The following is a 23,639-nucleotide window of genomic DNA, read 5'->3' as shown; positions in this document are numbered from 1 at the left end:
CCTCCATTTTCTGCTGGAAAACCGGCGGCAGGCGCATTTATCCGCTCAGCAATATCCCTGGTCTTCCCGCATATTTCCTTGTTATTATGATGGTTTCAATATAACATCGGGAATCTGAAAAGCAAATAAAGTTTCATACTGCCTTTTTACAAAATCTTCAGATCGTAACCAGGGATATTTGTATTATTTTCATATTTTTGCACTATCTTAAGGTTTTTATCATTAAATCATCAGATGGCCTTCCAGCCCCTCATAATCCACGGCAACCGTGCGCCCGTCCTTCATCAGGAGTGTAACCGGGCCGTAGCCTCCGCACTGTTCCTCATCGGTAAAGGTAATTGTTCTGATCGGAAACAGTTCATCCTCCGCCCATTCTCTGTCATCAGTCCTGCTTAGCACGGCGCTGATCATCACATAAGGCTCGTACCCATACATTTTTTCTCTGCGCAGCTTTCCATAAGCCAAAATGCTGTTCTCCGCGGCCGGATTAACGCCTCTTCTCTCCTTTATCTCAACCGATTCCCATGCCGTATAGGCAACCAGCGCAAGCTGCCGGCCATCCTGTTTTAGAATCACTGCCTCCGCGCCATCGCAGGAGCGCCTGATCACCTGTGTTTTCTCTCCATCCTGGTACTCCGGAAAACCGTAGGCCCCCATGGTCAGTGTAAATGGTTTGTTGGGGATGCGCATTTTGTCCACACGGATGTGGCCGTATGCCACCGGAAAATCCGCCAGATCGATGGAGGCGCCGCCCTGAAAGTTATGGTAAAAATCAAAGTACTGTTTCCGGTAGAGAACCCCGTCATTTACACCGCCGTACATGATGATATTCGGCACCAGCGCCTCCTTTGCCCCATCATAAAAGAGGCTGTACTGCATGGCCTCCGCCCCCTGGCCGTCAAAAGCCTCCCACGGATAATGGCTGTGAAATGCGAGGCGTATGTAATATCTGATGTACTCATCTCCAGGTTTAAAAAGCCCCTTCGCTGTCCGAAACTCACAGGCCCCGTTCCCGCCCAGATGCGCAGAGACAATTCCCGGGCCATTCATGACCGTTTCTGCATAACCGGTTGCATCTCCCAGCTGCTCCCAATCCCCATTTTCCTCGACTGCGGACCAGAACGGATGCTCCTCCGGATACGTCAGCGCCACAAATGGATTTGCAATCCAAAACGGACTTTCCGCGCAGCTGTAATCCTGTACCATAGGGAGAAACTGTCCGTAAAATCCCAGCGACGGCACTCCATTTACAAATACATCCTCCCTTGTAATAAACTGAAGCAGCGCGCCGGAATTGATTCTTCTTGCCAGTCCCGGATTGACGTTGGTATGATTGAGAAGATACGCGGAGGCAAAAGGGGAAGAAGCCGCATTGCGGTAAAGGCCGCTTCTCGCCCAAAGCGTCACATGACCTTCTTTATCGAACATGGACAGAAATGAATCCGTAAGCGCATTGGCATACTGCTCTATTTTCCCTGCGATCCACGGCTCTTCTGCATATCCATACCAACGGTTCCAGATCGGCCCATACACCTGGAATGCCCAGGGAGTATAGTAATCAAAGCGATGGCCGTCGCGATACCAGCCGTCTCCGGCATAGTACGACAGAATCGTCTGCGCATGGTCTCTCATCACGCCTCGGTCGATCTCATATCCCTCCTGATGCAGAAATCCCAGAATGAGCATGTTGAAAAGCCGCCAGTTATGCGCCCCCGTCTTCCCATAGGCAAATTCCCGAATATAGGACGCAATTCTGTCTTTCTCCTCCGCCTTATATGTATCCCAGATGACCCCCTTGCACTGATCCAGCCCTATTACGAGTGAGGCACATTCGCAGGTATGCTGAAAGGTGTCCTCCCCCTCCCTTGCCATGGCGAGAAGTTCCTGTAAACCGTACAGATAATTGGGATTCCCAGGCGTCACCGCCTCCAGTATCCGCGTTTTATAATACTCTCTCACCGATACGCCGCAAATTACAGCCTCCGGCCGGTTATACAGCAGCGGCGCCGCGATCAGAAAGCTCCTGGCAAGCCCCTCAAACCGTTCCGCACTGGCCTTTGTCGGCGAACTGTTCTTATTCGGATAACTCACCTCAAATTCCACTCTTCGGCTTACCGGCTGTCCCTCCATACTTTCAATTCCGGAAAAAATCCCTTCCAGAAGAAACTCGCACGCTTCCAGCCAGTGTTCCTTCGTCATGCCTGTATACGGGCTTTTCCCGTAATCAGGATTTTTTACTTCAAATTTCATAAATGTTACCTCCTGTACTAGTACTGCTTGCTTTTTTTATTCCTTATCATATAATAAATATCATGCAGGTTCTTTGCTCATTTTTGTCTTTTTATTGCGCTATGTGATTTTTTATCGCTGCGAGCACTTGGCGCGCCGCAGGCGCAGGATTGGAGGCTGGAAAGCTATGACATTTTTTACAGAACAGGACACGAATCGAAATAAATCCATACCATTATCACCAGAATGTGGTACATTGAAAAACGATGGCTGCCGCCGGATTCATTTTCCAGAGATTATCCGGAGCCACCATATGATCTCTGCGAAGCCAATCAATGACGTCTACCACATGCACGATTCCTACGAATTGCTGCTGTTTTTAGGCGGCTGTACGGACTGCTACATCGAGCACCACCGGTATCGGTTACAGCGTGGGGATTTGCTGATCATCAACAGCCAGGAGATTCACCGCGCTGTCTCCTATGAGGGCACCCCCTATGAGCGGATTGCTACCCATTTTTCTCCTGAGCTGGTTCGGAATTACTGCACGAAGCAGACCGATCTGCTCTCCTGTTTTGAGAAGCGGAAAAATGCGGACAGAAATTTACTCTCCCTGCCGCCCCAGTCCCTCGAACGCTATCTCTATCTGACGGATCACCTGCACACCGCCGTGGCCTCTGCAAGCTTCGGCCATGATGTCCTGGCCTCCACCTATCTCCTGCAGCTCCTGGTCCTGGCCAACACCTGCTTTTACGAGTCCACATTGATTCCCGAAAACATCATGCCCCAGCTTTCCAGCCAGATCATGAGATACATCGACGAGCATCTGACAGAAGACTTATCCATCCAGGCTCTGGCGGACCACCTTTACATGAACCGCTCCCATATGAGCCGCAAATTCCGGGAACAGGCGGGCTGTTCCATACAGGAATACCTGATTCTAAAACGGATTTCCCTCGCCAAAACGCTTCTAAAGCAGGGAAAAAGTGTCACTGACACCTGTGAATTATCCGGTTTTCATGACTACTCCAACTTTATCCGTACCTTTAAAAAATACGCCCAGGTATCGCCCGGACATTATCGAGTGACAAATATGGAATCATAATATAATAATAAAAATAATTTTCTACAAAACTAAAAAGCACCAGACAGACCGCCCTGTTCCAGGCGAATCCATCTGGTGCTTTTCTTTATTCTTTTCTTGTTTTTATTTTATTCCTATTTTTAATCCTATTCTTTTACCGTAAATTCCCGGAACTGCCTTTTCGGCGCTCCGCACACCGGACACCGGTCTATCTCGTCAACCGCTGTCATTACACACCCGCATACCGGGCATACATACAGCGTATCCATGGAAAACTCCTCCAGCTTCTCCGCCTTTGCAATCAGTTCCGCATGGGAGCGTTCCATCTTTGCAGCGTCAGCAAACGCCTGCCTGGCCAGCATTCCGCCGATTCCCGCCGCGTAATCCGATACCATAGGATACAATCTCTCAAACTCAAAATTCTCGCTCTTTCTAAATCCGTTCAGCGCCTCCATAAACGGCACCGGCTGCTCGAGAATCGCAAAAAAGCTGCGTGCATGGCGATACTCCGAATCAGCCAGAGCCCTCATCAGATTCGCCACCTTTTCGTACCCGCGTTTCTGCGCGCGGTCCGCAAAAGTCAAATACCGCAGATGAGCATACAGCTCCCCCTTCACCGCCTCCTCCAGCTTTTCTTTCAGAACCGGCTCCTGCTGCTCTCTTTTATAATACATCTCCGTCAAATCCACAATTCTATGGCAGAGACGGCCTTCCTCCATGAAAAACCTCACGATGTGGTAATCCACATCCGAAGCCTTGATTTCCTCTGAGACATCCTCGATCATCGCTCCGCCGCCACCGCTGCAGATCAATGGAATCCCGTCCACCACATCCTCGAATCTGGAATGCACATGGCCGCAGGCAAAGTACTTCACCTTTTCCCTGTAAGGCGCATACACAGCTCTCAGCCGTTCAAACTCCGCCTCGGAGACAGAATTTCGGATAAAATGGTTGGGCAGCGGTATATGAAATGCGATCACCACGTTCCTGCACTCTTCCATAGCCAGCACCCGTCCAAGCAGTTCCAGCCCCTCAGCCTCGAAGGTGCGCATGGCATTGTCCAGCACCACCACGGTAAAAGAATCGCCAATCAACGCATAATTCTGCAGTCCAAAATATTCGGTATACACTCCGGTGTCGTGGTTCCCTCTTAAAATATACGTGTCCTTTCCCGCCACAGAATTGGTGATTTCAGAAATCGTCTCATAAAACCGCCTTTTCCCAGTCGGTACCATATCGCCGGCAATCAGAATAAAATCATCCCGGGAAGCCAGTTCCAGCGCGTTGACATAGACACGCATCATCGTGGTTCCCAGCCCCTCGCAGCCCGGATCACCGATCAGGGAGAAGGAGGAGACGTCGCCGATTGGCAGAATTGGCGCAGTTACTTTTTGTATAAAATTCATATATATAGTCCTCTCTGTTGTTTTATGATATTGTCACGGCATGATTTGCACTGTACGATTGGCGCTGTACAATTGGCGCTGTACGACGGGCATCTGGCCCCAGTGCTTCCGCCTGAACACCATTTTACAGGACTTTTCGAAAGAAATCAATTCATGTATGCTAACTGCAGCAATTTCCTGAAACAGAGTTTATTTCCATTATCCCATCCTGCCCATCATATCCATCAGCATGTTGTCCACTTTTCAAAGGCCGGTCTTCTTCAGTTCAATTCCACAGTATTCACAAATATCAATTAAAGCTGCAAATACCCATGGATTTCTGGCTCTAATTTTCTTCATACGACCATTTGACAGCACATACGGAATAAAAAAATTCAGAATAACATCAATCTCATAATCTTCTGGTCTCAACAGGTCCATGTTAAGTATCATATCCCGTTTCCAATCCATGACAATCAGAACGCGCGGGCAGAGAGGGCGGTCATACTCCTGATCCCTTACCTCCGTCTGAAGATAGGCCAGTTCAATTGCCAGTTCCTGGTTTGTCTGACGTTGTTCTTTCAATTTCTGCCTTAACTCCTGATCTTCCAGTTCTATCTCCGGATATTCCCGTTCACACGGAGGCTGTCCTTTTCCCCTGAATTTAAGTTCCAACTCCTTTATTACCTTTTTCTGCGCTTCCGGCACCTCATCCCGATCACCGGCATACCACGTAATACAGGACTGATCCATCATGGTATCATAAATCGAAGGGCCATCTTTTCCGTCCGCTTTTGCCACCATGTCAAAATCAGCCAGTCCGTCCATCCCCTCGTACATACTCACACCGTAACAACTCCCCAATCTGCCCATAACGCTCATAAACACAGGTTCTTCTATTCCCTGCAGCTTTATGGCAATCAGATCAGCGCTGTCCAAATACTTCCATGGCTCTAACTCTTTTAAATTCAAGGTTACATCGTATAACTCTTTCCACTGGTCAAGGCTGGCTTCTTTTCTCATAAAATCTTCTTTGTACTTTTACTTTAAATATTCCGGCAGTTCGTCATGCTGGCTGTTTACAAAACCTGTCTGTTCTTAAATTATACATTTTCTTGCCTAATAAGGCAAAAAGAGTATGCATATATTTAAAAAACTATTTACACGTACTCTTTCTTTATATAACGCTATCCTTAATTCTGCCTGAGGCTTTCTCTTTCTCTTTCTTATACCGGCGGCTCCAGCACTTTCACCGCGGAGCTCGTTCCCAGTCTGTCGCACCCGGCGTTTAAAAAATCAATGAAATCCTGGCGGCTGTGCATTCCCCCCGCTGCCTTGATCTTTACGTCCGGTCCGATTTCCTCCTTAAACAGGAAAATATCCGCCAGCACCGCCCCTTCCGTTCCAAATCCAGTAGAAGTCTTAATGTAATCGGCTCCCGACTCGGTGACCACGCGGCACAGTTCCCGCTTCTCCTCTTCCGTCAAATAACAGGTCTCAATAATGACCTTCAGAATCCGGCCCTCCGACGCTGTCCGTATGGCTTTCAGTTCAGCGAGTATCTGGCCATACTCTTTGTTTTTTACGTCTCCCAGATTGATTACCGTATCAATCTCGTCCGCGCCATCCTTAACAGCCAGAAGCGTCTCGCTCACCTTCACTTCCTTCGTGCTGTACCCCAGTGGAAACCCAATTACCGTACAAATTCTGAAGTCTTTTCCATAGCTTTCCCTGACCCGCCTTATATAGGACGGCGGAATACACACGGAAGCCGTCCGGTACTGTACGGCCTCATCGCATAATTTCTTGATCTCCTCCCAGGATGCGTACGCTTTTAACAGCGTATGATCTACGTGAGAGTATATTTCACTGTTGTTCATACTGATCTCCTGCCTCTATTCCATACTTATCCTTAAAAATCCGTTTTCTCTCAAACCGGGGCACTGCCTGCAGCGCATTGGCCGGATATCCGACAGCAATCACCGCAAACGGAACCACGCTCTCCGGAATACATGCAATTTCTCTTAATGCGCGCATCCGCTCATCCCTCGGATAGACGCCCAGCCATACGGCGCCGAGTCCTGATTCCACGGCCTGCAGCAGGATATTTTCTGCACAGGCGCTCATATCCTGTATCCACCAGGGACTGTCGCTCCCCACTCGTGCTAAATCCGCAAGGAGCAGCAGTAGGCAGTCCGCACCGTCTGCCGGCCGGTAATAGGGATTGATCCGTGCGATCTGCTCCTTCACCAAAGGGTCCCGGATCAGAATAAATTCCCAGGGCTGTTCATTCCGCGCCGACGGCGCCTGCATGGCCGCCTGAAAAAGCACAAGCAGCGCCTCCTCCGGCACTTCTTTCTTCAAAAAGCACCGGCAGGAACACCGCCTTAAGCATACATTCTCCAATGCCTCTCACTCCTTTGTCACAGCCCGCGTCTCTTCGTCCAGATACACATGGTAAAACGGCATTTCCGGGCATACTACTGTAATACAGACCGGCTCATCCCCCTCAGCGACCGGCATAAAATGTGCTTTTCCAGGCGGCACAAGCACCTCTGTACCGGGAGTTACCCTAAGTACCCGGAAACTCCCGGCACAGACAGCGCCATCCCTCGTATCTGCCACAGGAAACAGGGCGTTCCCGGAGAGAAATACGAATTTTTCATAGTCATCATGGTATTCCAGCTTCTGAAACACCGGATCCCGGTGCCACGTCTTCATTGTCCCGGTCGTAATCCGGTTCGTCTGAAAGCAGGCCGGAATCGAACTTCCCTTCCAGTAAAAATAGTCTTCCTGATATACGCTTCCCTCTTCCGGCATCTGCACAATCAGACCATAATCATTATCCGCCCTGATATCCTCAATTACCACCGTTTTCACGTTTCAGTCCTCTCCTTTTCAGCCCGCTGATATACCATTCGTCCGTCGATAAACTTCGCCTCTATATCCCTGTCATCCGACATCAGGATCAACCGCTCGGTCCTCTCATAGCTGCTTCTCTCACAGTAGTCACGGATCCTGGAATCATCCATGACCACAGCATCAAAGCAGTATCCTTCTTCGAAGCTTCCTACTCTGTCCCACAGGCCCTCTCCCCCATGGGTGGCCAGGAAAAATGCTTCAGCCAGTGACAGGACATTCTTCTTTGCATGAGGATCGTTTCCCCGCTCCGTAAATGCCCACCGTGCCTTCGACACGTGAATGGCATCGGTAATCGCACGCAGCAGAGAAAGTGTATTACTGCCCGCCATATCGCTTCCAAGCCCCACCCGGATGCCCTCCGCCAGATAGCGTTTTACAGGGGCAATCCCTCCGGAGCTGCTGATATTGGACTGGGGGCAGTGAGCGACAATCAGCTTTTCCCGCTTCTTCATCAGAGCAATCTCCTCCTCTGAAGAATAGACACAGTGAGCCATTACCGTCGGAACTGCGTCTCCAAACATATGATACGTGTCGTAGCCCTCCCCATAAAATGATATCTCCGGTTTCAGCTTACGTACCCATTCCATCTCGTCCAGCCCCTCGGACAGGTGAGACTGAACCGGAATTCCCTTCTCCACAGCCAGTTCTCCCAGTCCGCTCAGTAGTTCATCCGTACACGTCGGAATATAGCGGGGTGTAATCATGGGACGGCATTTCTTATACTGCTTCTTTTCCGCACAGTCACTCAGCCACCGTTTCGTCTCTTCCAGGCTCTCCCCCGTGGTCTCCAGCAGGCCGGGAATCGAATTCCGGTCCATATTTACCTTGCCCACATAAGCGGCGATTCCCTTTTCCTCCAGCAGATCCATCAGGATCTCCGTGCTCTGCCGGTGAAGAGTCCCGAACATAACGCACCGGGTCGTCGTGGTTTTTAAAAGGTCATCGGTCAGACGCTCATACGCTTTCTTTGCATATTCGCAGTCCTCATACCGTTTCTCATCCGGAAAGGCGTACTTCTCGAACCACATATCCCAGTCCGGATTTTCCAGATTCATCCCGATTCCCCGAAACGCGTACTGAGGCGCATGCATGTGCAGATCGCACATTCCCGGGAAAATGATTTTGCCCGTATAATCACAGACTCTTATTCCCTTCAGCTCATCCGGCAGTTCCTTCCATATCCCTTTCACCCTTTCATTTTCGCATACCAGAAAGCTCTCCTCTGCGAATACGAATTTGTCCGGTAACGGCGTATAGGCAATCGTTCCTTTTAAAGCAAATATCGTATGATTCATCTCTGTCCCCCGGTTCTAAATCGTCTTTTTAAATTCCGCCAGAAGCGTCTGCACCTCATCCATATGCGGGGCCGACTTCACCGCGCCCGCCTTTGTGGCCGTCAGAGCGCCCGCGCAGGAGGCAAACAGCACGGCCTCGTCCAGAGGCATTTCCACCGACAGGGCATAGATAAATGCGCCGGCGAACACATCCCCCGCCGTTGTTGTGTCCACAACCGTCACCTTCGGCGCCGGAAATGTCTGTATCCGGTCAGGCGTCACCAGAACCGAACCCATCTCCCCCAAAGTAATCAGGGCATTTTTGACGCCCTGTGCCAGAAACCATTTACCGGCTTCTATGGCGGACTCATAATCCGTCACTTCGATTCCCGTATAAAGGGTAGCCTCATGCTCGTTGGGTTTAATCCAGGTCAGATACGGATACAACTCCGGATTAAACTTCGTCACGGGCGATGGGTCTAAAAATACGGCTACATTCTTTTCATACGCTTTTTTAATGGCATACTCCACCATATCCAGATTCGTTTCAAACACAAAACTGGCCATAAACGCATCGTCAAACTCCTGATCGGCCATATCGATATCTTCCTTCGTATAGTGGCCGTGAGCTCCCGGAAAGACCATGATGGCGTTATTGCCATCCTTATCGATCATGATGGGAGCCAGTCCCGTCTTCTCTCCGTCCACCATCCGGACATAATCCAGAGAGAGTCCGTACCCTGCGAATTCCCTGCAGGCCGTTTCCCCGCCCTCATCCCTGCCCAGCTTCTGAATCAAAACCACATTTCCGCCAAGGATCGAGCAGGCGCAGGCGTGATTGGAGCCTTTGCCGCCGCCCTCTGTAAAATAGTAATTTCCCGTTACCGTCTCACCCTTGTCCGGAATTCTGTCCCCAATCAAAAAATAATCCGTATGATAGCTTCCCAGCGTTATTAATTTCTTTGGCTTCATTTCCGCTCCTTTGTCAAATCATGCCCATTTTTGTCAGTTCTTCCCTGATATAGTTCTTCTGCTCCTCCGTGGTCTGCGACATCGGCTGCCTCGGATATCCCATCGGCAGTCCAATCAGTTCGCCGGCATACCGGTATCCGGAATCCATCGGAGCGTGCTTTAAGATCGTCCGTACTTTCTGTACCCGGAACTGAAGCGCCCTTGCCCCCTCGATATCACCTTTAAAATACGCGTCGCACAACTCCTCGATCAGTTCCGGGAACATGATGGACACCCAGGATATAATCCCGCATCCGCCCAGAGCCAGTGTTGCAAAAATTGTCGAATCACTGCCCGCGATGCATTCAAAATGGCGTTCTTTCGGAATCAGCTCCATGACACTCTGCAGATGAAGAATGTCCTGAACACTGTTTTTATAGCCTCTCACATTTTCATTTTCCTCCACCAGCCTTTTTACAAGCCTGGGTGAAAGAATGTTGTTGGTCTGAGGCGCGTTGTATACGTAAACCGGCAGTTTTGTCCTGCGGATCAGATTCGTATAATACTCGTAAATGGCATCTTCCTCATACGTGAAGGTATGAGGCTGCGCTATGCTGACCGCGTCCGCTCCCGCCTCCTCAAATGCTCTTATGGCTGTCAGAGCGTCCTCCGGCCGGTTCAGACAGATATTACCCATAACCGGAACCTGACCGTTTACGGTTTTCACAGTTTCACGGAGCATATCAATCTGCTCATCCACGCTGGTCACCATGCATTCCGTCAGCCCGCTCACAAAAATCGCATGAATCTTATGATCCAGCTGAAACTGCACCTGAGCCTTCAAAAGCTCATAGTCAATATTTCCCTCTTTGTCCATCGGAGCGATGGGTTCCGTCATCGCTCCGTAAAATAAATAATCGTTCATCTTCGTTTCCTTTTCTCAAAGTTTACTTCGTCGTTCTCTCCAGAATCTCCGGAACTTCGAATTCCCCGTTCACGATCTGAGCGGTCTTATCTTCAATTTTCTTAATTACATCTTCCGGAACGGCCGCATCGTATGGTGCCATGCCAATCGCCTCTTCCTTCAGTCCCATTCTCATGATTCCGCCCTTAAAGGTACCATCTGAAACGCTCTTCGCCGCCGCTAAATAGGCCTTGTCCGCATGGTCTAAGGCACTGGACAAAACGGTTCCGGGTGCCACTGCACTCTGATCCACGGAAGAACCGATTGCATACACGCCCTTTTCCTGTGCCGCCTGAATCGCTCCAAGCCCGGTCTTATCCGCAACATGGAAGATGACGTCGGCTCCGTTTTCAATCTGTCCCAGAGCCGCTTCTTTTCCTTTTGCTATATCATCCCAGCTGCCTGCAAATACGTCAAACACCTGAATATCCGGATTTACCTCCTTCGCGCCCAGCTTGTACGCCTCCGCGATTCGGATCATCGGAGGTAAGTCAGAACCGATGATGACTCCGATCTTGCCCGTCTTTGACATGGACGCTGCCAGCATACCGGACAGATATCCCGTCTCGTGCTCATTCAAGGAGATGGACGCCACGTTGTCCGCTTCCACAGTTCCTGTATAGACTGCGTATTTTGTATCCGGATAATCCCCCGCAATCTTTGTTACAGACTCGCCGTACTCCATGCTGTGTGCAAAGATTAGGTTGTACCCCTTGTTGGAAAAATCTCTCAATGCCGGTTCCGCATCGGGAAGAGACACATTTTCTGAGAAATTAATCTCCGCTCCCATTTCACTTTCAATTGTTTTCATGCCATTATAGGCAGCCGCGTTCCATCCGGCGTCATTGACCGATCCGGTTACAATGAGAGCCGCTTTGAATTGTCCGTCCCCGGTTTTGGCGCTGTCCCCAGCTTTTGCGTCGTCCGTCTTCGTGGTGTCTCCGTTCTCTGTCTCTGTCTTATCCGCTTCCTTCTTTTCCGCTTCCTTCTCGCCAGCTTCCGCCTGTGCCGTCGTCTGTGCCGCCGTCTGTGCCGCCGTTGTATCGCCTGCCGGCTGTTTTGCATTTCCGCCTGCGCATCCCCCCAGGAGCGCTGCTGTCAGTGCCGCTGCCATTACCAAACTCAGTTTCCTTTTCATTTCTTCTCCTCCTTGTAGTTAGAAAGACATTTATACTTTCAGCGATTCGCTGATAGTTTTTTCTGATAAGTTTTGTTAATAGGTTTTGTTAATTGACTTGTTCCGTCATCCTTCCTTGCTGTATGCTTTTCCCAATGCGGCTGGTCCTTTGCTCCTACCCACGACTCCGGCCAGTGCCACCACGGTCAGCACATAGGGAAGCATGACCAGGAACTGATACGGAATCTGGAAGCCAAGTGACTGGAGCCTCAGCTGAAGAGCGTCCGCAAATGCAAAGATAACGGAAGCAAACAGGACTCCCTTCGGATTCCATTTACCGAAGATAACGGCCGCCAAAGCGATAAAACCTCTACCTGCGGAAATATTGTCCATAAACATATTGAGCTGTCCGATGGTCAGACACGTCCCGGCCAGTCCGGTCAGCAGCCCACAGATGCACACCGCAGAATACCGCACGCCGTTCACGCTGACACCCACGGTATCCACTGCCTTCGGGTTCTCCCCCACCGCCCGGATCTTCAGGCCAAAGCTGGTCTTATACAGTATAATGGAAGACACCGGTACAAGAATAAATGCCGCATATACCAGAATATTGTGCCGAAACAGGATCTCCCCCAGAAATGGAATATTTTTCAGCACCGGAATCTCCAGCACCGGCAGGCTCTTTGCCTGGGGCGGAATCGGAAGCACACCGAACATAACCCGGTAAAAGAAGCTGGTAAGCCCCGCGGCTGCCATATTTAAGGCGATTCCGCTGATCATCTGGTTAATCTGCAGGGTAACGCTCAAGAATGCCGCGACCAGGCCGACAAGCAGGCCGGAAGCCGCTCCAAACAGGACGCCCAAAGCCGCGCTGTTAAAATAGTAGGAGCCCAGAAAAGCGCAGAATGCGCTGATCAGCATAATTCCCTCCAGCCCGATGTTTAAGATGCCCGCACGTTCCGAATACGTCTCCCCCAGCGCCGACAGAAGAATCGGGACCATCATGCGGACCGTGGCAGTCAGGAGCCCCACAATAAATGTCATGCTTAAGATATTCATTCTGTCACCCCCCTGTCTTCCTTTTTCGATGTGAAAATACGGGGTATCGGAACGTGTTTCACTTCGCTGATCAGAACGAAGAACACGATCAATCCCTGAATCACACTGATTAAAGAGGTTGGAATGGCAGCGCTTCTCTGCATCTCATTAGCCCCCACCGTCATTGCTGCAAAGAAGAATCCCGACACGAATACAGCCAGCGGATTCAGATTGCCGAGCAGAGCCACAACAACCGCCGTAAAACCATAGCCCGGAGAAAATGAATTTAAAAGCCTGTGGTGCAGCCCAGATATCTCCATCATCCCGGCCAAACCGGACAGACCACCGCTGATGATCATCGTAGTGATCAGTGTCAGGGGAACATTGACCCCCGATGCCCTTGCCACGGTTAAGCTGCTCCCCAGCAGTCTCACCTTATAACCAAATGTACTCTTTTGAATAACAAAATACATGATGACAATCAGTATGAGCGTAAGGATCAGGCCCGCATGCAGCCTGGTCGCCTTCACCAGAATCGGAAGCTGCGCTCCTGCTCCCAGCTCCGCCGTCTGCGGATTGACCCCCGCCGGATCCTTTAACGGCCCTGTCACAAAATAGCTGACCACCCAGGTTGCTATGTAATTAAACATAATTGTGGTAATGATTTCGTCGACTCCCAGCTTCGCCTTCATCATGCCCGGGATGCTGGCCCAGATACCGCCTGCTAAAACCGAGGCAAGCATGGTAACAGGAAGCAGAATGATCATAGGAAGATTCCCCAGCACGACGCCGATCCACGCGGTGGCCAGTGCCCCCATCATGATCTGTCCTTCCGCACCCACATTAAAAATCCCCGCTTTAAACGACAGCGCCACACCAAGACCTGCCAGCCACAATGGAGACGCTTTCACCAGCACCTCCGTAAAATTATAAAAGCTTCCAAATGCCCCGGTCAGAAGCGATTTATATGCCATGACAGGATTTGCCCCTGCATACAGAATCAAAACTGCACCAACCAGCAGTGCCGCCGCAATCGCTGCCACCGGTTTCAGTAACTGCGCCAAAATTTTTCTCTTATCGTTCTGTTTTATCTTCATTTTTCCGTTCTCCATCATGTACACCGGCAATCATCAGGCCAATTTTCTCCACATCGTATTCCTCACGATTCATCACTCCCATGATTCTGCCCTGATGCATGACTGCCAGCCTGTCGCTGAGTGAAAGACATTCCTCCAGTTCCGTGGAAATCATCAGGATGGCAACACCGGAATCCCTCGATTCCAGCAGCTTCCTGTGAACAAATTCGACTGCCGAAATGTCAAGGCCTCTGGTAGGCTGTGCGGCAATCAGGATCTTCGGCTCTCTCGATACCTCTCTGGCCAGCACCACCTTCTGCTGGTTGCCGCCGGAGAGACTCCCCGCCGGCGCGGCATAGCCGGTGGCCTTCACATTGTATTTTTCAATCATTTCCCCGGTATATTGATTGACCTTATCGTAATCGATCCATCCGCACCTGCTGAACTTCTTATCTCCATGGGTCTCCAGAATCATGTTGTCGGAAAGGCTCATATCCAGCGCCATTCCCTCCTTGTGGCGGTCCTGGGGAATATGGCCCATGCCCTCACGGATTCGATCCCGGACGGAAGTCCGGCTCATATCCCGGTTAAAGAACTCCACTTTCCCCTCCGTAATTTTACGAAGTCCGGTCACCGCTTCGACTACCTCAGACTGACCGTTCCCATCCACCCCGGCAACTGCAACGATTTCTCCTTCGTGTACAGTCAGGTTAATCTTGTCCAAAAGACGTTTTCCATCCTTTGCCGTCATGGAAAGGCCGCTGATCTTCAACGCTTCTCTTCCGGGTGCGTATTTCTTTCTCGGGAGGTCGACGGCAATCGGATGCCCCACCATGAGCTGTGCCAGCTCCTCATTGCTCTTATCCCTGGCCGGTACAGTCACAATTGTCTTTCCGTTTCTTAAAATCGTGATATTGTGGGCCAGATCCCTGGCCTCCATCAGCTTATGCGTAATAAAAATAACCGTTTTTCCCTGTTCCGCCAGTGTCCTGATGACAGTCCCCAGATGCTCTGCTTCCTGCGGGGCAAGTACGGCGGTCGGTTCATCCAGAATCAGGACATTGGCCCCGCGGTACAGTGCCTTGATGATCTCCACCCTCTGCTGGCTTCCAACCGGAAGGTCGCACACCTTTGCCTTTGGATCCACATTCAGTCCGTACGTTTCGGATAATCTGCGTATTTCCTCCGACGCTTCTTCCAGATCGAGAAACGGCTCTCGCCGTGAACGTCTCCCCAGAACCAGATTCTCCACAACGCTCAGCTCCGGTATCAGCATAAAATGCTGGTGAACCATGCCGATGCCGAGATGAATCGCTTCCTTCGGAGAATGGATTTCCACCTGCCTGCCGTCGAAGAAGATTTCCCCTGAAGTGGGCTGATACAGGCCGTAAATGATATTCATCAGAGTCGATTTGCCGGCTCCGTTCTCCCCCAGCAGAGCCCGGATCTCACCCTTGCCCACGCTTAAGTTGATATGATCATTTGCGACTACATTTCCGAACTTTTTGGTTATATTTTGTAATTTTAAAAGCTCCTCCACGTCGTCCTCCCTAATAATGTTATTATTTTTTAACATTTTCTGCCTTTTGGTTAGTTTTATGATAACTTTTTTTACATTTAAAGTCAATATTCGAAAAAATGTTTGTGAATACTCACATTTTGTTACTGTATAATTGTTAATTTTGACGTTTTTGGTAGGATAAATAGGGTTTTGTAGGGAATCCGTTTACATTTCGATACAAAAATGTTAATATCGAGTTAAGAAATGTTAGAGTTAAAAATATTAAATTTGGCGAAGTTAGAGTCGTTGAAGTTGGAATTGGCAAGGTTTGAATTGGTAAAGATTAGAATTGGTAAAGATTAGAATTGGTAAAAATTAGAATCGGCAAAATAAGGGAGGTCAATCATGAATAAAAAAGAGACCCGTTTAAATAATTTCATACACTTTTTAAAGATAAGAAACAGCATCACCGTAAAGGAGATGGCGAATCATCTAAATGTATCCGAAATGACTGTTCGCCGGGATATCAAAGAACTGACAGCAGACCATACAATTAATTTTGAGAACGGAAAAATCATGTTTAATCCCCAGAGCAGTCTGTCGGAGGCTTCCCCTTCCTATTCTCTGGAATCAGAAAAAGAAAAACGCAACCTGCAAAAAGAGCTGATTGGCAAATTTGCGGCGACTCTGGTGGAACCCAATGACACTGTCATCATAGACAGCGGCTCCACCACCGAGCATCTGGCCCATTACATTCCGGGCGGCATGCCCATGACAGCCCTGTGCTACAGCATGAATATCTTAAACGAGCTGATCACCAAAGAAGACATCAGCCTGATCTTTCCCGGCGGCTTCTACCACCCCAACGCCCAGATGTTCGAATCCCAGCAGGGAATCGAGCTGATCAATCAGATCCGCGCCAATAAGGTATTCCTCTCCGCCGCAGGCATTCACCGGGAACTCGGTATTACATGTATGCATAACTATGAGATATCTACAATGCAGGCAGTTATTAAATCCTCTGTCACCAAGATCCTGCTGGCCGATTCCAGCAAATTTGACCAGATCCGGCCAGCGTATTTTGCCTCGCTGGAATGTATTGATATTATTGTGACGGATCATTATCTGGGGGAGGAATGGCAGGAGTATATTCGGGGGGTGGGGATTGAGTTGTATTTGGTGTAGAATTGAAGAAAGGCAAAAGCGGAGACAGTGATAGACCCAACTCAATGACTGTCTCCGCTTTCTTTATGCCACTTTCACAAATCACAGACAAATGCTTTAATATTATTTATTCTCTTCCTGATTTCCATGCTCAGTGTCACATCACAACCGGCCACCGTTTCCTTCATCTGTTCTATGCTGCGGAAAGAGGCCAGCGGAATTGCTGTAAATGGCAGTTCATTAAAATAGGAAATACACGCCTGAACGGGGGTGATTCCGCACGCTTGCAAGGCTTTCAATTCCTCTGCGATTTTGTAATTTGCTTCATTCTCATAAATTGCAGCTACATTTTCCTGAATCGTATCTCCCTTCAGTAATTTACTGAAGTATCCTTTTGCCACCGACATATAGGCCATTGCACTGAGTTGTTTCTCTTTATGATAATTATAATTTTCCTGGTCCATCCAGACCAGCGTCGGGTCTCCCAGTCCGGCCGGATTGACATTCGCAAGACTCCACATCAGCTGATTGCAGACAAAACCAGACAGACCCTGGTTCTCTGCCGCTCTCTGTGCTTCCTCAAGTCTGTCCAGTTTCCAGTTAGAGCAGCCGTAATACCGGATGTAACCTTTATCCTTTGCCTTTTCCAGAATATCAAGAATTTCGCAGACAGAGATATTTTCATCGTCCCGATGCAGGAAATACAGATCAATCGTATCCGTGTCAAGGCATCTAAGGCTCTCTTCTATGTCTGTCATGATTGCCTTCCGGCTTACCCGCGGTACATCCATGGAATCCAGCCTGGGATGGGCCCCTTTGGTGGATATCACAAAGTGGTTTCGCCTCCCGCTCTGCTTCATCCATTTTCCAATCATCCGCTCGCTTCTTGCACGCTCTCCCGGCAGCCAGTCGCCGTATACGTGAGCGGTATCCAGAAAATTGCCGCCTAGATCAGTAAATTCATCCAACTGTTCAAAACATTCTTTTTCGCCTACGGACGCACCGAATTGTACGGTGCCAAGGCATAAACCGGATACCAGTAAATCGGTTCCGGTTAGCTGCTTGTAATTCATTTTGTCATCCTTTCAGTTTGGTCAGACGATATTCCACATCCTTCGCATATCTGCGAATCCGCTGCGGATGAAGCCTGGAGTATAAATAGTATGGATACGAGGTTCCTTCCTCCCATGTCTCAATCTTTGCGGCTATCTGCTCCAGTTCGTCCAGGACAGTTTCTCCGGCTGCGATGTCATTGTCTTCCCCAGTAATTTCTGCGTATCTCGTCAAATACATAGAACGCGTTGTGATATCGCAAAACTCTGCAAAGAGTATCATCGCATCTATGGTATTAGTCATATCTTCGGCAAACTCCTCGGTCACTCCCAGCGTTTCCGCCTGTAAAATGCCATGGAGCGCTTTAGTCTCCTCAATTGCCTGCCTCTTCTCTTCAAAAATTACTTTCATATTTTCAGCAGTTACGGCTACGCGCCCGGAAGCGCCTTCATCCCAGTCATCACGCGAGTGTATTACCGTCATAATCTCAAACGCCTTATCCATTGTATAGGGGGGCTGATCGCTCTCTAAGTACTGATGTCCTCTAATATAACCGGCCTTGGAAAATGCATTCCAGGAAGCTTTCATAAAATCTCTCAGCCGCTCGTAAGCTAACGGGTTAGAGGGTCTTACCGGAATCTGGCTGCAGGAAGCACATTTCATCGGGGAATACAGTCCTTCTGCCGTCCATACGCGGTAAATCTCATCCAAATCTATATCCAGATTATTCGACAGCATGGCCCCGGCGTATAAATTCACCAGACTTGGAGTCGCATGAACCGATGCATCGTGAATCAATTCCCAGTCTGTTCGGAACCATACGCCCTCCGCACCTTTTTCGTAACAGACTTCCAGTCTCTCCTTAATATCCTCAACCAGACTCATAGGCGCTATACCCATGCCAAAATACTGTCCCCACGTGTCAAACTCAATGTATTCCCGCAGATTTCCCGTATGGCCGATTTCCGGATTCGTGGGAAAAGTCGGGTAATAATCGTGAGGCTGCGCCTTCAATGCAATAATAATTTCATCGGAAATCGCTTCACAGGCCTGTATCATCAGGCTCTGCTGCTCTGCCGTATAGGCGAAATCCCGGACAATCAGACTCTTGCCTGCTTTGTGAATCGGCTCATACATGGCTCTTAAGATGTTAACGTACCAGTCAAGAGCCGGCGTATTCTGACAGCGCTCACATGTGCATCGGTTGGCCGCAATGGAGACGGCGCTCTCTCTTGTCCCGGGGCTGACGATAATACCGGCAATGCCGGGATACACCGAAAACAGCTCGGTAAATTTCACCTTTAGAAACTCTGTCCAGAACGGATGATTGGGGCAAATCGTCCCGTCGGCCCCCCGCAGCTCCGGCTTGATTTCAAATAATGCATCAACGACATCCAACTCCTTTATTTCCAGATAAAATTCTATATCCAGCTTCTGTGCCTTCTTAATTACCTGATTGATATAATCCCGCTGGTATAAGACGCCCTGCCTTCTTACCGGCCAGTTATCCCACATCGTATCATTATCAAAATACGCTTCCGGGAAAACAAGCTGTTCTACCAGATCGTTTTGATGAAAGATTAAAGCGTTCATACCATGTTTTACCATAAAATCCATAGCCAGGTCAACCTGTGCCTGCTGCCACATTCTGGAACTGTGTATTTCATATCCTCTGAATTTAAAATTTCTCATATTTTTTCCCTTACCCCTTTAATCCTGTCGTAGCGATTCCTTCTACAAAATATTTCTGTGCAGCTATATAAAGCAGTACCGGCGGAAGCATGGCCACCAGCGACATTGCCATCAATCGGTTCCAGTGCACCGTATCGGATATGTCGAGCGCACTTCTGAGCGCCAGCGAAAGCGGATACTTTTTTATATCATTGATATAGATGAGTGGGTTGAAAAAGTCATTCCAGCGCCATACAAACTGAAATATAATCACAGAAAACATAGCAGGCTTTGACAGCGGCAGAATAATCTTTCCAAAAATCTGGAATGCATTGCAGCCATCGATTTTTGCGGACTCATCCAATTCCCTCGGAATTCCTCTTATAAACTGAATCATCATATAAATAAAAAACGGGTATGTTGCAAACAAAGCCGGTATAATAAACGTTTTATACGAATCCAGCCAGTTCAGCTTTTTAAAAATCAAATACCGCGGCACCAGCAGGGTCTGTTCCGGCAAAAGAAGCGTGGACAGCATAACCGCAAACAAAAGCTTTTCACACGGAAATTTAAACCTTGCAAAGCCAAACGCCACTACGGTGCTCGACATCACAGTGCAGGCTACGGTAGGAACCACCAGCAGAAATGTATTTAGAAAGTATCTCGTATAGGTGATCCTCCCGTTCCCTCTCCAGCCCTCCGGATAGGCACTGAAATCCCATTTTGACGGAAAAATACTCAGCGACGTAAATATTTCCTGATTTTCCTTAATTAGGAACCGGCCATCCACAGGAGCGGGTATATCATTACTGTTGCCAATGCAATCAAAAAGGCATAGAGCAACCCCCTCTTTATACTTCGTATCATTCGTTATCCCCTCCATCCTGATAGAATACCCAGTATTTGGAAAACCAGAATATAGCTGCTGTAAACACCATAATAATCAAAAACATAATCCAGGAAAGCGCCGAGGCATATCCCATTTTCAGAAAAGAAAAAGCATTTTCATAAACCATCATGCTGTATAGATACGTCGCCTTTAACGGCCCCCCATTTGTTATTAAAAACGGCGCTGAAAACTCCTGAAATGCATTGATCATCTGCATTACAATGTTAAACAGTACAATCGGCGTAATCATGGGAATCGTAATCTTCACAAACATGCGCGGCCGGCTGGCACCGTCAACGGTTGCCGCTTCATAAAGATCCTGAGGCACCTGTTTTAAAGCCGCCAGGAACAGAATCATGGAAGATCCAAACTGCCACACAGACAGCAGGCTTACGGTAGGGAGCGCCAGGTTCGGACTGCCAAGCCAGTCGACGGCACCGATCCCGATTCTGCCCAGCAGCAGATTCACAAATCCCGTCCTGCTGAAAAGGAAACGCCACAAAATAGCGATTCCCACACTGCCTCCCAGTATAGAAGGCAGGTAGAATATTGTCTTAAAGAATCCAATCCCCTTTACTTTCATATTTAAGAGCATGGCAATAAATAGGGCAAACGCAAGCTTGAGAGGAACTGAGATTCCCACATAGACCAGAGTCGTCTTCAATGACCGCTTAAAATCCCTGTTAAAATTAAATATATCCTTATAATTATCCAATCCCACCCATACCGGCTCCTTCAACATGGAGAGATTTGTAAAGGAATAGCACAATGAAGTGATAAACGGAACAGCCTGGAAAATTAAAAATCCCAGAATCCACGGCATGAGAAATACAAATGCTATTAGATTTTTTGATCTCCATACATTCTTTATGTAAACTTTCAGCTTTTTTGCAGCGTTTCTCATGCCGTTTTTCCTCCATATGTTTCTGCTTCATTTGTTACTAATTCATCTGTTACTATTTTTGCTGTGCTGTTACTGTCTCATCTGCTCCAAAACATGTTCAATATCTTGGTACATGGCCGGTCCTGCCTGTTCCGGTGTAATCTGTCTATAGCCAACCTGATGTGAGTAATCACTGATCACAGCCGCAACCTCTGCATTCAAAGTGGGACCGTTCTCCGGGCTTGTTTTTGCCTCCAGCGCCTGAGCCAGCATAATTGATACCTGGGGAGAGATCGCTCCCTTCTTCTCCAGCATATCCCTTGCTTCAGAATTCGCAGGAATACCTCTCGTATCTCCTGTAATGGCAATCGCTTCAGGATCGTTTACAAACCAGTTAATAAATGCGGCCGCCTCTTCCTTATTTTCACAATTCTCCGGTATTGCCAGCATCATGGTCGGCGCCACAGTAATAGCAGAATCTTTGGCCCCGTCTTCCACCACCCAGCGCATGGTTCCGATCTCAAAAGGTGAGGCCGCAATAATTGAAGGTAAATTAGAAGCGCTCAGTACGGACATGCCCCATTTTCCTTCCAGCCATCCGGGAATCTGGTCTGCAAAGACCGTTTCATACAACACGCTCTCTTCAAATGGCGGCATTGTTCCCGTTTCCACCAGTTTTAAGACCATATCCATCGCCTCTGTCATATCTTCCGGAGTGCAGATCAGTTCGTAATTATCATTGATCAGGTTTTCACCGTATTTTTGTTTTACAATATCCCTCGTAATGTATACAAGAACATCATTGGTAAGAAAAAGAAGATGCGCGTCGCTGTCCTGCTCATTTACCTTTTTTCCCGCTTCCAGTAAATCTTCCCAGGTCCAGTCATCACTTGCAGTCAGTCCGTACTTTTCAAAAAATTCAGTGTTATAAAGCACACCTCTGCCATTAATACCGCACGGAACCCCAATCAGGTAATCGCCCTGTCCACAGAAATCCCGAATAAAGTTTTGGTCAAATTTACTTAAATCAATCTGATCTGAGATTTCATTGATATTCACAAACGGTTTATCCTGAGCAACAAGATCACCTATCCACTTGTAATCGACAGAACAGATGTCAGGCTGTGTATTACTCGACAATTGCGTAAGCAGCTTTTCATAATAGGAATCAAATCCCATATACTCATATTCAATTGTAATTCCCGGATTCTGTTCCATATAAGTTTCAATTGCCTGAATCGTCGCCTCATGCCTGGTATCCCCGCCCCACCAGGAAAAACGCAGTGTTACATCTTTCTTTGCTTCTGCCTCCTGTGCAGCCTCCTTTGCTGCCTCCTGTGGCACTGTCTCCTTTGTTTCTTCCTTTGATATCGAGCCGTTTTCCGCTGCCGGCGGAACATTTTCCGCCTTTTTACCGGAACAGCCTCCCATCATGGCGGAAATCAGCGCCAGCACACAGATTGTACCCATAACTCTTTTTCTTCTCATGTTTCCTCCTCCTTCGTGTTATTGCCTGTCTGTTTACGCTTTTATGGTATCACAGTTACGCTTACTGCAACAGGATTCTGCGTTTCTAAAAGGTATCATTTTATTCGATTTTCTATAAATATTCCCATGATTTGGCAATTGACAAAATTTCATAAAAATTTACAATTAATATATGTACATTTACCTGTGTAACTCTGCGAAAGAATGGGGGGCTTACTATGTATCAGCTCGTAATCGTTGATGACGAACCGCGTATTTTAAATGGCCTGTGTAAATACTATGACTGGCATCAGATGGGTTTTGAAATATCCGGGCGTTTTCGAAATGGGAAAGAGGTTCTGGACCATATGAAAAATCATCCTGTTGATGTGATCTTGAGCGATATTTCCATGCCGGTTATGGATGGAATATCTCTGGCAAAAAATTTATACGAACAGAATTCTCCTGTGATACTGGTGTTTTTGAGCGGTTATGCAGAATTCGAGTATGCCCGGCAAGCCCTCACCTACAAAGTATACGAATATATCCTAAAACCCATTAAAGCAGAAGAGCTTCATTCTGTCTTCCGGCGAATCAGTGAACTCCTGAACCAGTCCGGAAATCATTCAGATACCGGAAATTACTACGACAAACTCATACAAAAAGCCCGGCTTTACATGGAAGAGAATCTCTCTGTTGTGACCTTAAAACAGACTGCTCTTCATATAGGTCTCAGTTCCAGCTATTTATCCAGCATTTATAAACAGCAGACCGGCAATTCCTTCTCTGACGATATCCTGAATATGAAAATGCAAATAGCCAGACAGTTGTTAAATGACGGTGATTTAAAAACGTATGAAATTGCAGAAAAACTAGGCTATGACAACCCCAAAAATTTTACACGTGCATTCCGTTCTTACTATGGATTTTCTCCTCGTGACTACAAAAAGAATGGCGGTGAATAACTG

20 protein-coding genes and 1 pseudogene are annotated in these 23,639 nt (G+C 48.2%); 3 read left to right on the top strand and 18 right to left on the bottom strand.

The features are described 5' to 3' along the window. Positions 1–222 precede the first annotated feature (222 nt). Complete coding sequence (locus M1L66_RS03380; protein ID WP_434690859.1) at positions 223–2,250, bottom strand: DUF2264 domain-containing protein; 2,028 nt, start codon at positions 2,248–2,250, stop codon at positions 223–225. 166 nt (positions 2,251–2,416) lie between these two features. Between M1L66_RS03380 and M1L66_RS03375 the strand changes: the two genes are divergently transcribed. Further along, positions 2,417–3,334, top strand: coding sequence for an AraC family transcriptional regulator (locus M1L66_RS03375; RefSeq protein WP_434690856.1), 918 nt, complete (start codon positions 2,417–2,419; stop codon positions 3,332–3,334). A 125-nt stretch (positions 3,335–3,459) separates the two neighbouring features. Here M1L66_RS03375 and M1L66_RS03370 read toward each other — a convergent pair whose 3' ends face one another. From M1L66_RS03370 to M1L66_RS03315, 12 genes are all read right to left on the bottom strand, one after another. Continuing rightward, positions 3,460–4,719: a ferritin family protein gene (locus M1L66_RS03370; RefSeq protein ID WP_187022633.1), complete on the bottom strand. Its 1,260-nt coding sequence runs from the start codon at positions 4,717–4,719 to the stop codon at positions 3,460–3,462. Between the two features lie 243 nt (positions 4,720–4,962). Beyond that, positions 4,963–5,721 carry a DUF7309 domain-containing protein gene (locus tag M1L66_RS03365; RefSeq protein ID WP_434690853.1) on the bottom strand — a complete coding sequence of 253 codons (759 nt, stop codon included), beginning with the start codon at positions 5,719–5,721 and terminating at the stop codon, positions 4,963–4,965. Positions 5,722–5,924: 203 nt separating this feature from the next. Continuing rightward, a complete protein-coding gene (deoC, locus tag M1L66_RS03360; RefSeq protein WP_187022635.1) occupies positions 5,925–6,578 on the bottom strand; it encodes a deoxyribose-phosphate aldolase in 654 nt (217 codons plus the stop codon). Next, entirely contained in the window at positions 6,565–7,104 is a 540-nt protein-coding gene (locus M1L66_RS03355) for a nitroreductase family protein (RefSeq protein ID WP_434690849.1), read from the bottom strand. Before M1L66_RS03355 ends, deoC begins: the two co-directional genes overlap by 14 nt. Before the next feature lie 6 nt (positions 7,105–7,110). Continuing rightward, positions 7,111–7,578: a hypothetical protein gene (locus M1L66_RS03350; RefSeq protein WP_187022637.1), complete on the bottom strand. Its 468-nt coding sequence runs from the start codon at positions 7,576–7,578 to the stop codon at positions 7,111–7,113. Continuing rightward, positions 7,575–8,915 (bottom strand): amidohydrolase family protein, encoded by a 1,341-nt coding sequence (locus M1L66_RS03345; RefSeq protein WP_434690846.1) that lies wholly within the window; start codon positions 8,913–8,915, stop codon positions 7,575–7,577. The genes M1L66_RS03350 and M1L66_RS03345 overlap by 4 nt, the downstream gene beginning before the upstream one ends. A gap of 15 nt (positions 8,916–8,930) precedes the next feature. Next, the gene (locus tag M1L66_RS03340) at positions 8,931–9,866 is read right to left on the bottom strand and encodes a ribokinase (protein WP_002601878.1); all 936 of its coding nucleotides are present in this window, start codon (positions 9,864–9,866) and stop codon (positions 8,931–8,933) included. 13 nt (positions 9,867–9,879) lie between these two features. After that, positions 9,880–10,770, bottom strand: coding sequence for a dihydrodipicolinate synthase family protein (locus M1L66_RS03335; RefSeq protein ID WP_434690843.1), 891 nt, complete (start codon positions 10,768–10,770; stop codon positions 9,880–9,882). Positions 10,771–10,792: 22 nt separating this feature from the next. Further along, complete coding sequence (locus tag M1L66_RS03330) at positions 10,793–11,947, bottom strand: BMP family protein (RefSeq protein WP_434690840.1); 1,155 nt, start codon at positions 11,945–11,947, stop codon at positions 10,793–10,795. A gap of 105 nt (positions 11,948–12,052) precedes the next feature. Then, on the bottom strand, positions 12,053–12,988 hold the full coding sequence (locus M1L66_RS03325) for an ABC transporter permease (RefSeq protein WP_187022642.1): 936 nt from the start codon (positions 12,986–12,988) through the stop codon (positions 12,053–12,055). After that, positions 12,985–14,064, bottom strand: coding sequence for an ABC transporter permease (locus tag M1L66_RS03320; protein WP_243270299.1), 1,080 nt, complete (start codon positions 14,062–14,064; stop codon positions 12,985–12,987). Before M1L66_RS03320 ends, M1L66_RS03325 begins: the two co-directional genes overlap by 4 nt. Continuing rightward, positions 14,042–15,619, bottom strand: coding sequence for an ABC transporter ATP-binding protein (locus M1L66_RS03315; RefSeq protein WP_187022644.1), 1,578 nt, complete (start codon positions 15,617–15,619; stop codon positions 14,042–14,044). The genes M1L66_RS03320 and M1L66_RS03315 overlap by 23 nt, the downstream gene beginning before the upstream one ends. 330 nt (positions 15,620–15,949) lie before the next feature. Between M1L66_RS03315 and M1L66_RS03310 the strand changes: the two genes are divergently transcribed. After that, positions 15,950–16,729 (top strand): DeoR/GlpR family DNA-binding transcription regulator, encoded by a 780-nt coding sequence (locus M1L66_RS03310; RefSeq protein ID WP_187022645.1) that lies wholly within the window; start codon positions 15,950–15,952, stop codon positions 16,727–16,729. 74 nt (positions 16,730–16,803) lie between these two features. Here M1L66_RS03310 and M1L66_RS03305 read toward each other — a convergent pair whose 3' ends face one another. From M1L66_RS03305 to M1L66_RS03285, 5 genes and pseudogenes are all read right to left on the bottom strand, one after another. After that, entirely contained in the window at positions 16,804–17,781 is a 978-nt protein-coding gene (locus M1L66_RS03305; RefSeq protein WP_434690835.1) for an aldo/keto reductase, read from the bottom strand. Between the two features lie 4 nt (positions 17,782–17,785). After that, positions 17,786–19,453, bottom strand: a complete 1,668-nt coding sequence (locus tag M1L66_RS03300) for a hypothetical protein (RefSeq protein WP_434690833.1) — start codon at positions 19,451–19,453, stop codon at positions 17,786–17,788. Between the two features lie 10 nt (positions 19,454–19,463). Further along, a pseudogene (locus tag M1L66_RS03295) lies at positions 19,464–20,299 on the bottom strand (carbohydrate ABC transporter permease). Then, a complete protein-coding gene (locus M1L66_RS03290) occupies positions 20,296–21,225 on the bottom strand; it encodes a carbohydrate ABC transporter permease (protein WP_320921262.1) in 930 nt (309 codons plus the stop codon). The pseudogene M1L66_RS03295 and the gene M1L66_RS03290 overlap by 4 nt, the downstream one beginning before the upstream one ends. A 69-nt stretch (positions 21,226–21,294) precedes the next feature. Beyond that, positions 21,295–22,692, bottom strand: coding sequence for an ABC transporter substrate-binding protein (locus M1L66_RS03285; protein WP_434690829.1), 1,398 nt, complete (start codon positions 22,690–22,692; stop codon positions 21,295–21,297). Between the two features lie 218 nt (positions 22,693–22,910). Between M1L66_RS03285 and M1L66_RS03280 the strand changes: the two genes are divergently transcribed. Then, on the top strand, positions 22,911–23,636 hold the full coding sequence (locus M1L66_RS03280) for a response regulator transcription factor (protein ID WP_320929510.1): 726 nt from the start codon (positions 22,911–22,913) through the stop codon (positions 23,634–23,636). Positions 23,637–23,639 lie beyond the last annotated feature (3 nt).

The sequence above is a fragment of the Hungatella sp. SB206 genome (assembly GCF_051132295.1).
GTDB lineage: Bacteria > Bacillota > Clostridia > Lachnospirales > Lachnospiraceae > Hungatella > Hungatella effluvii.
Note: the sequence above shows the minus strand (reverse complement) of the source record. Positions and strands in the feature narration are given on the sequence as shown.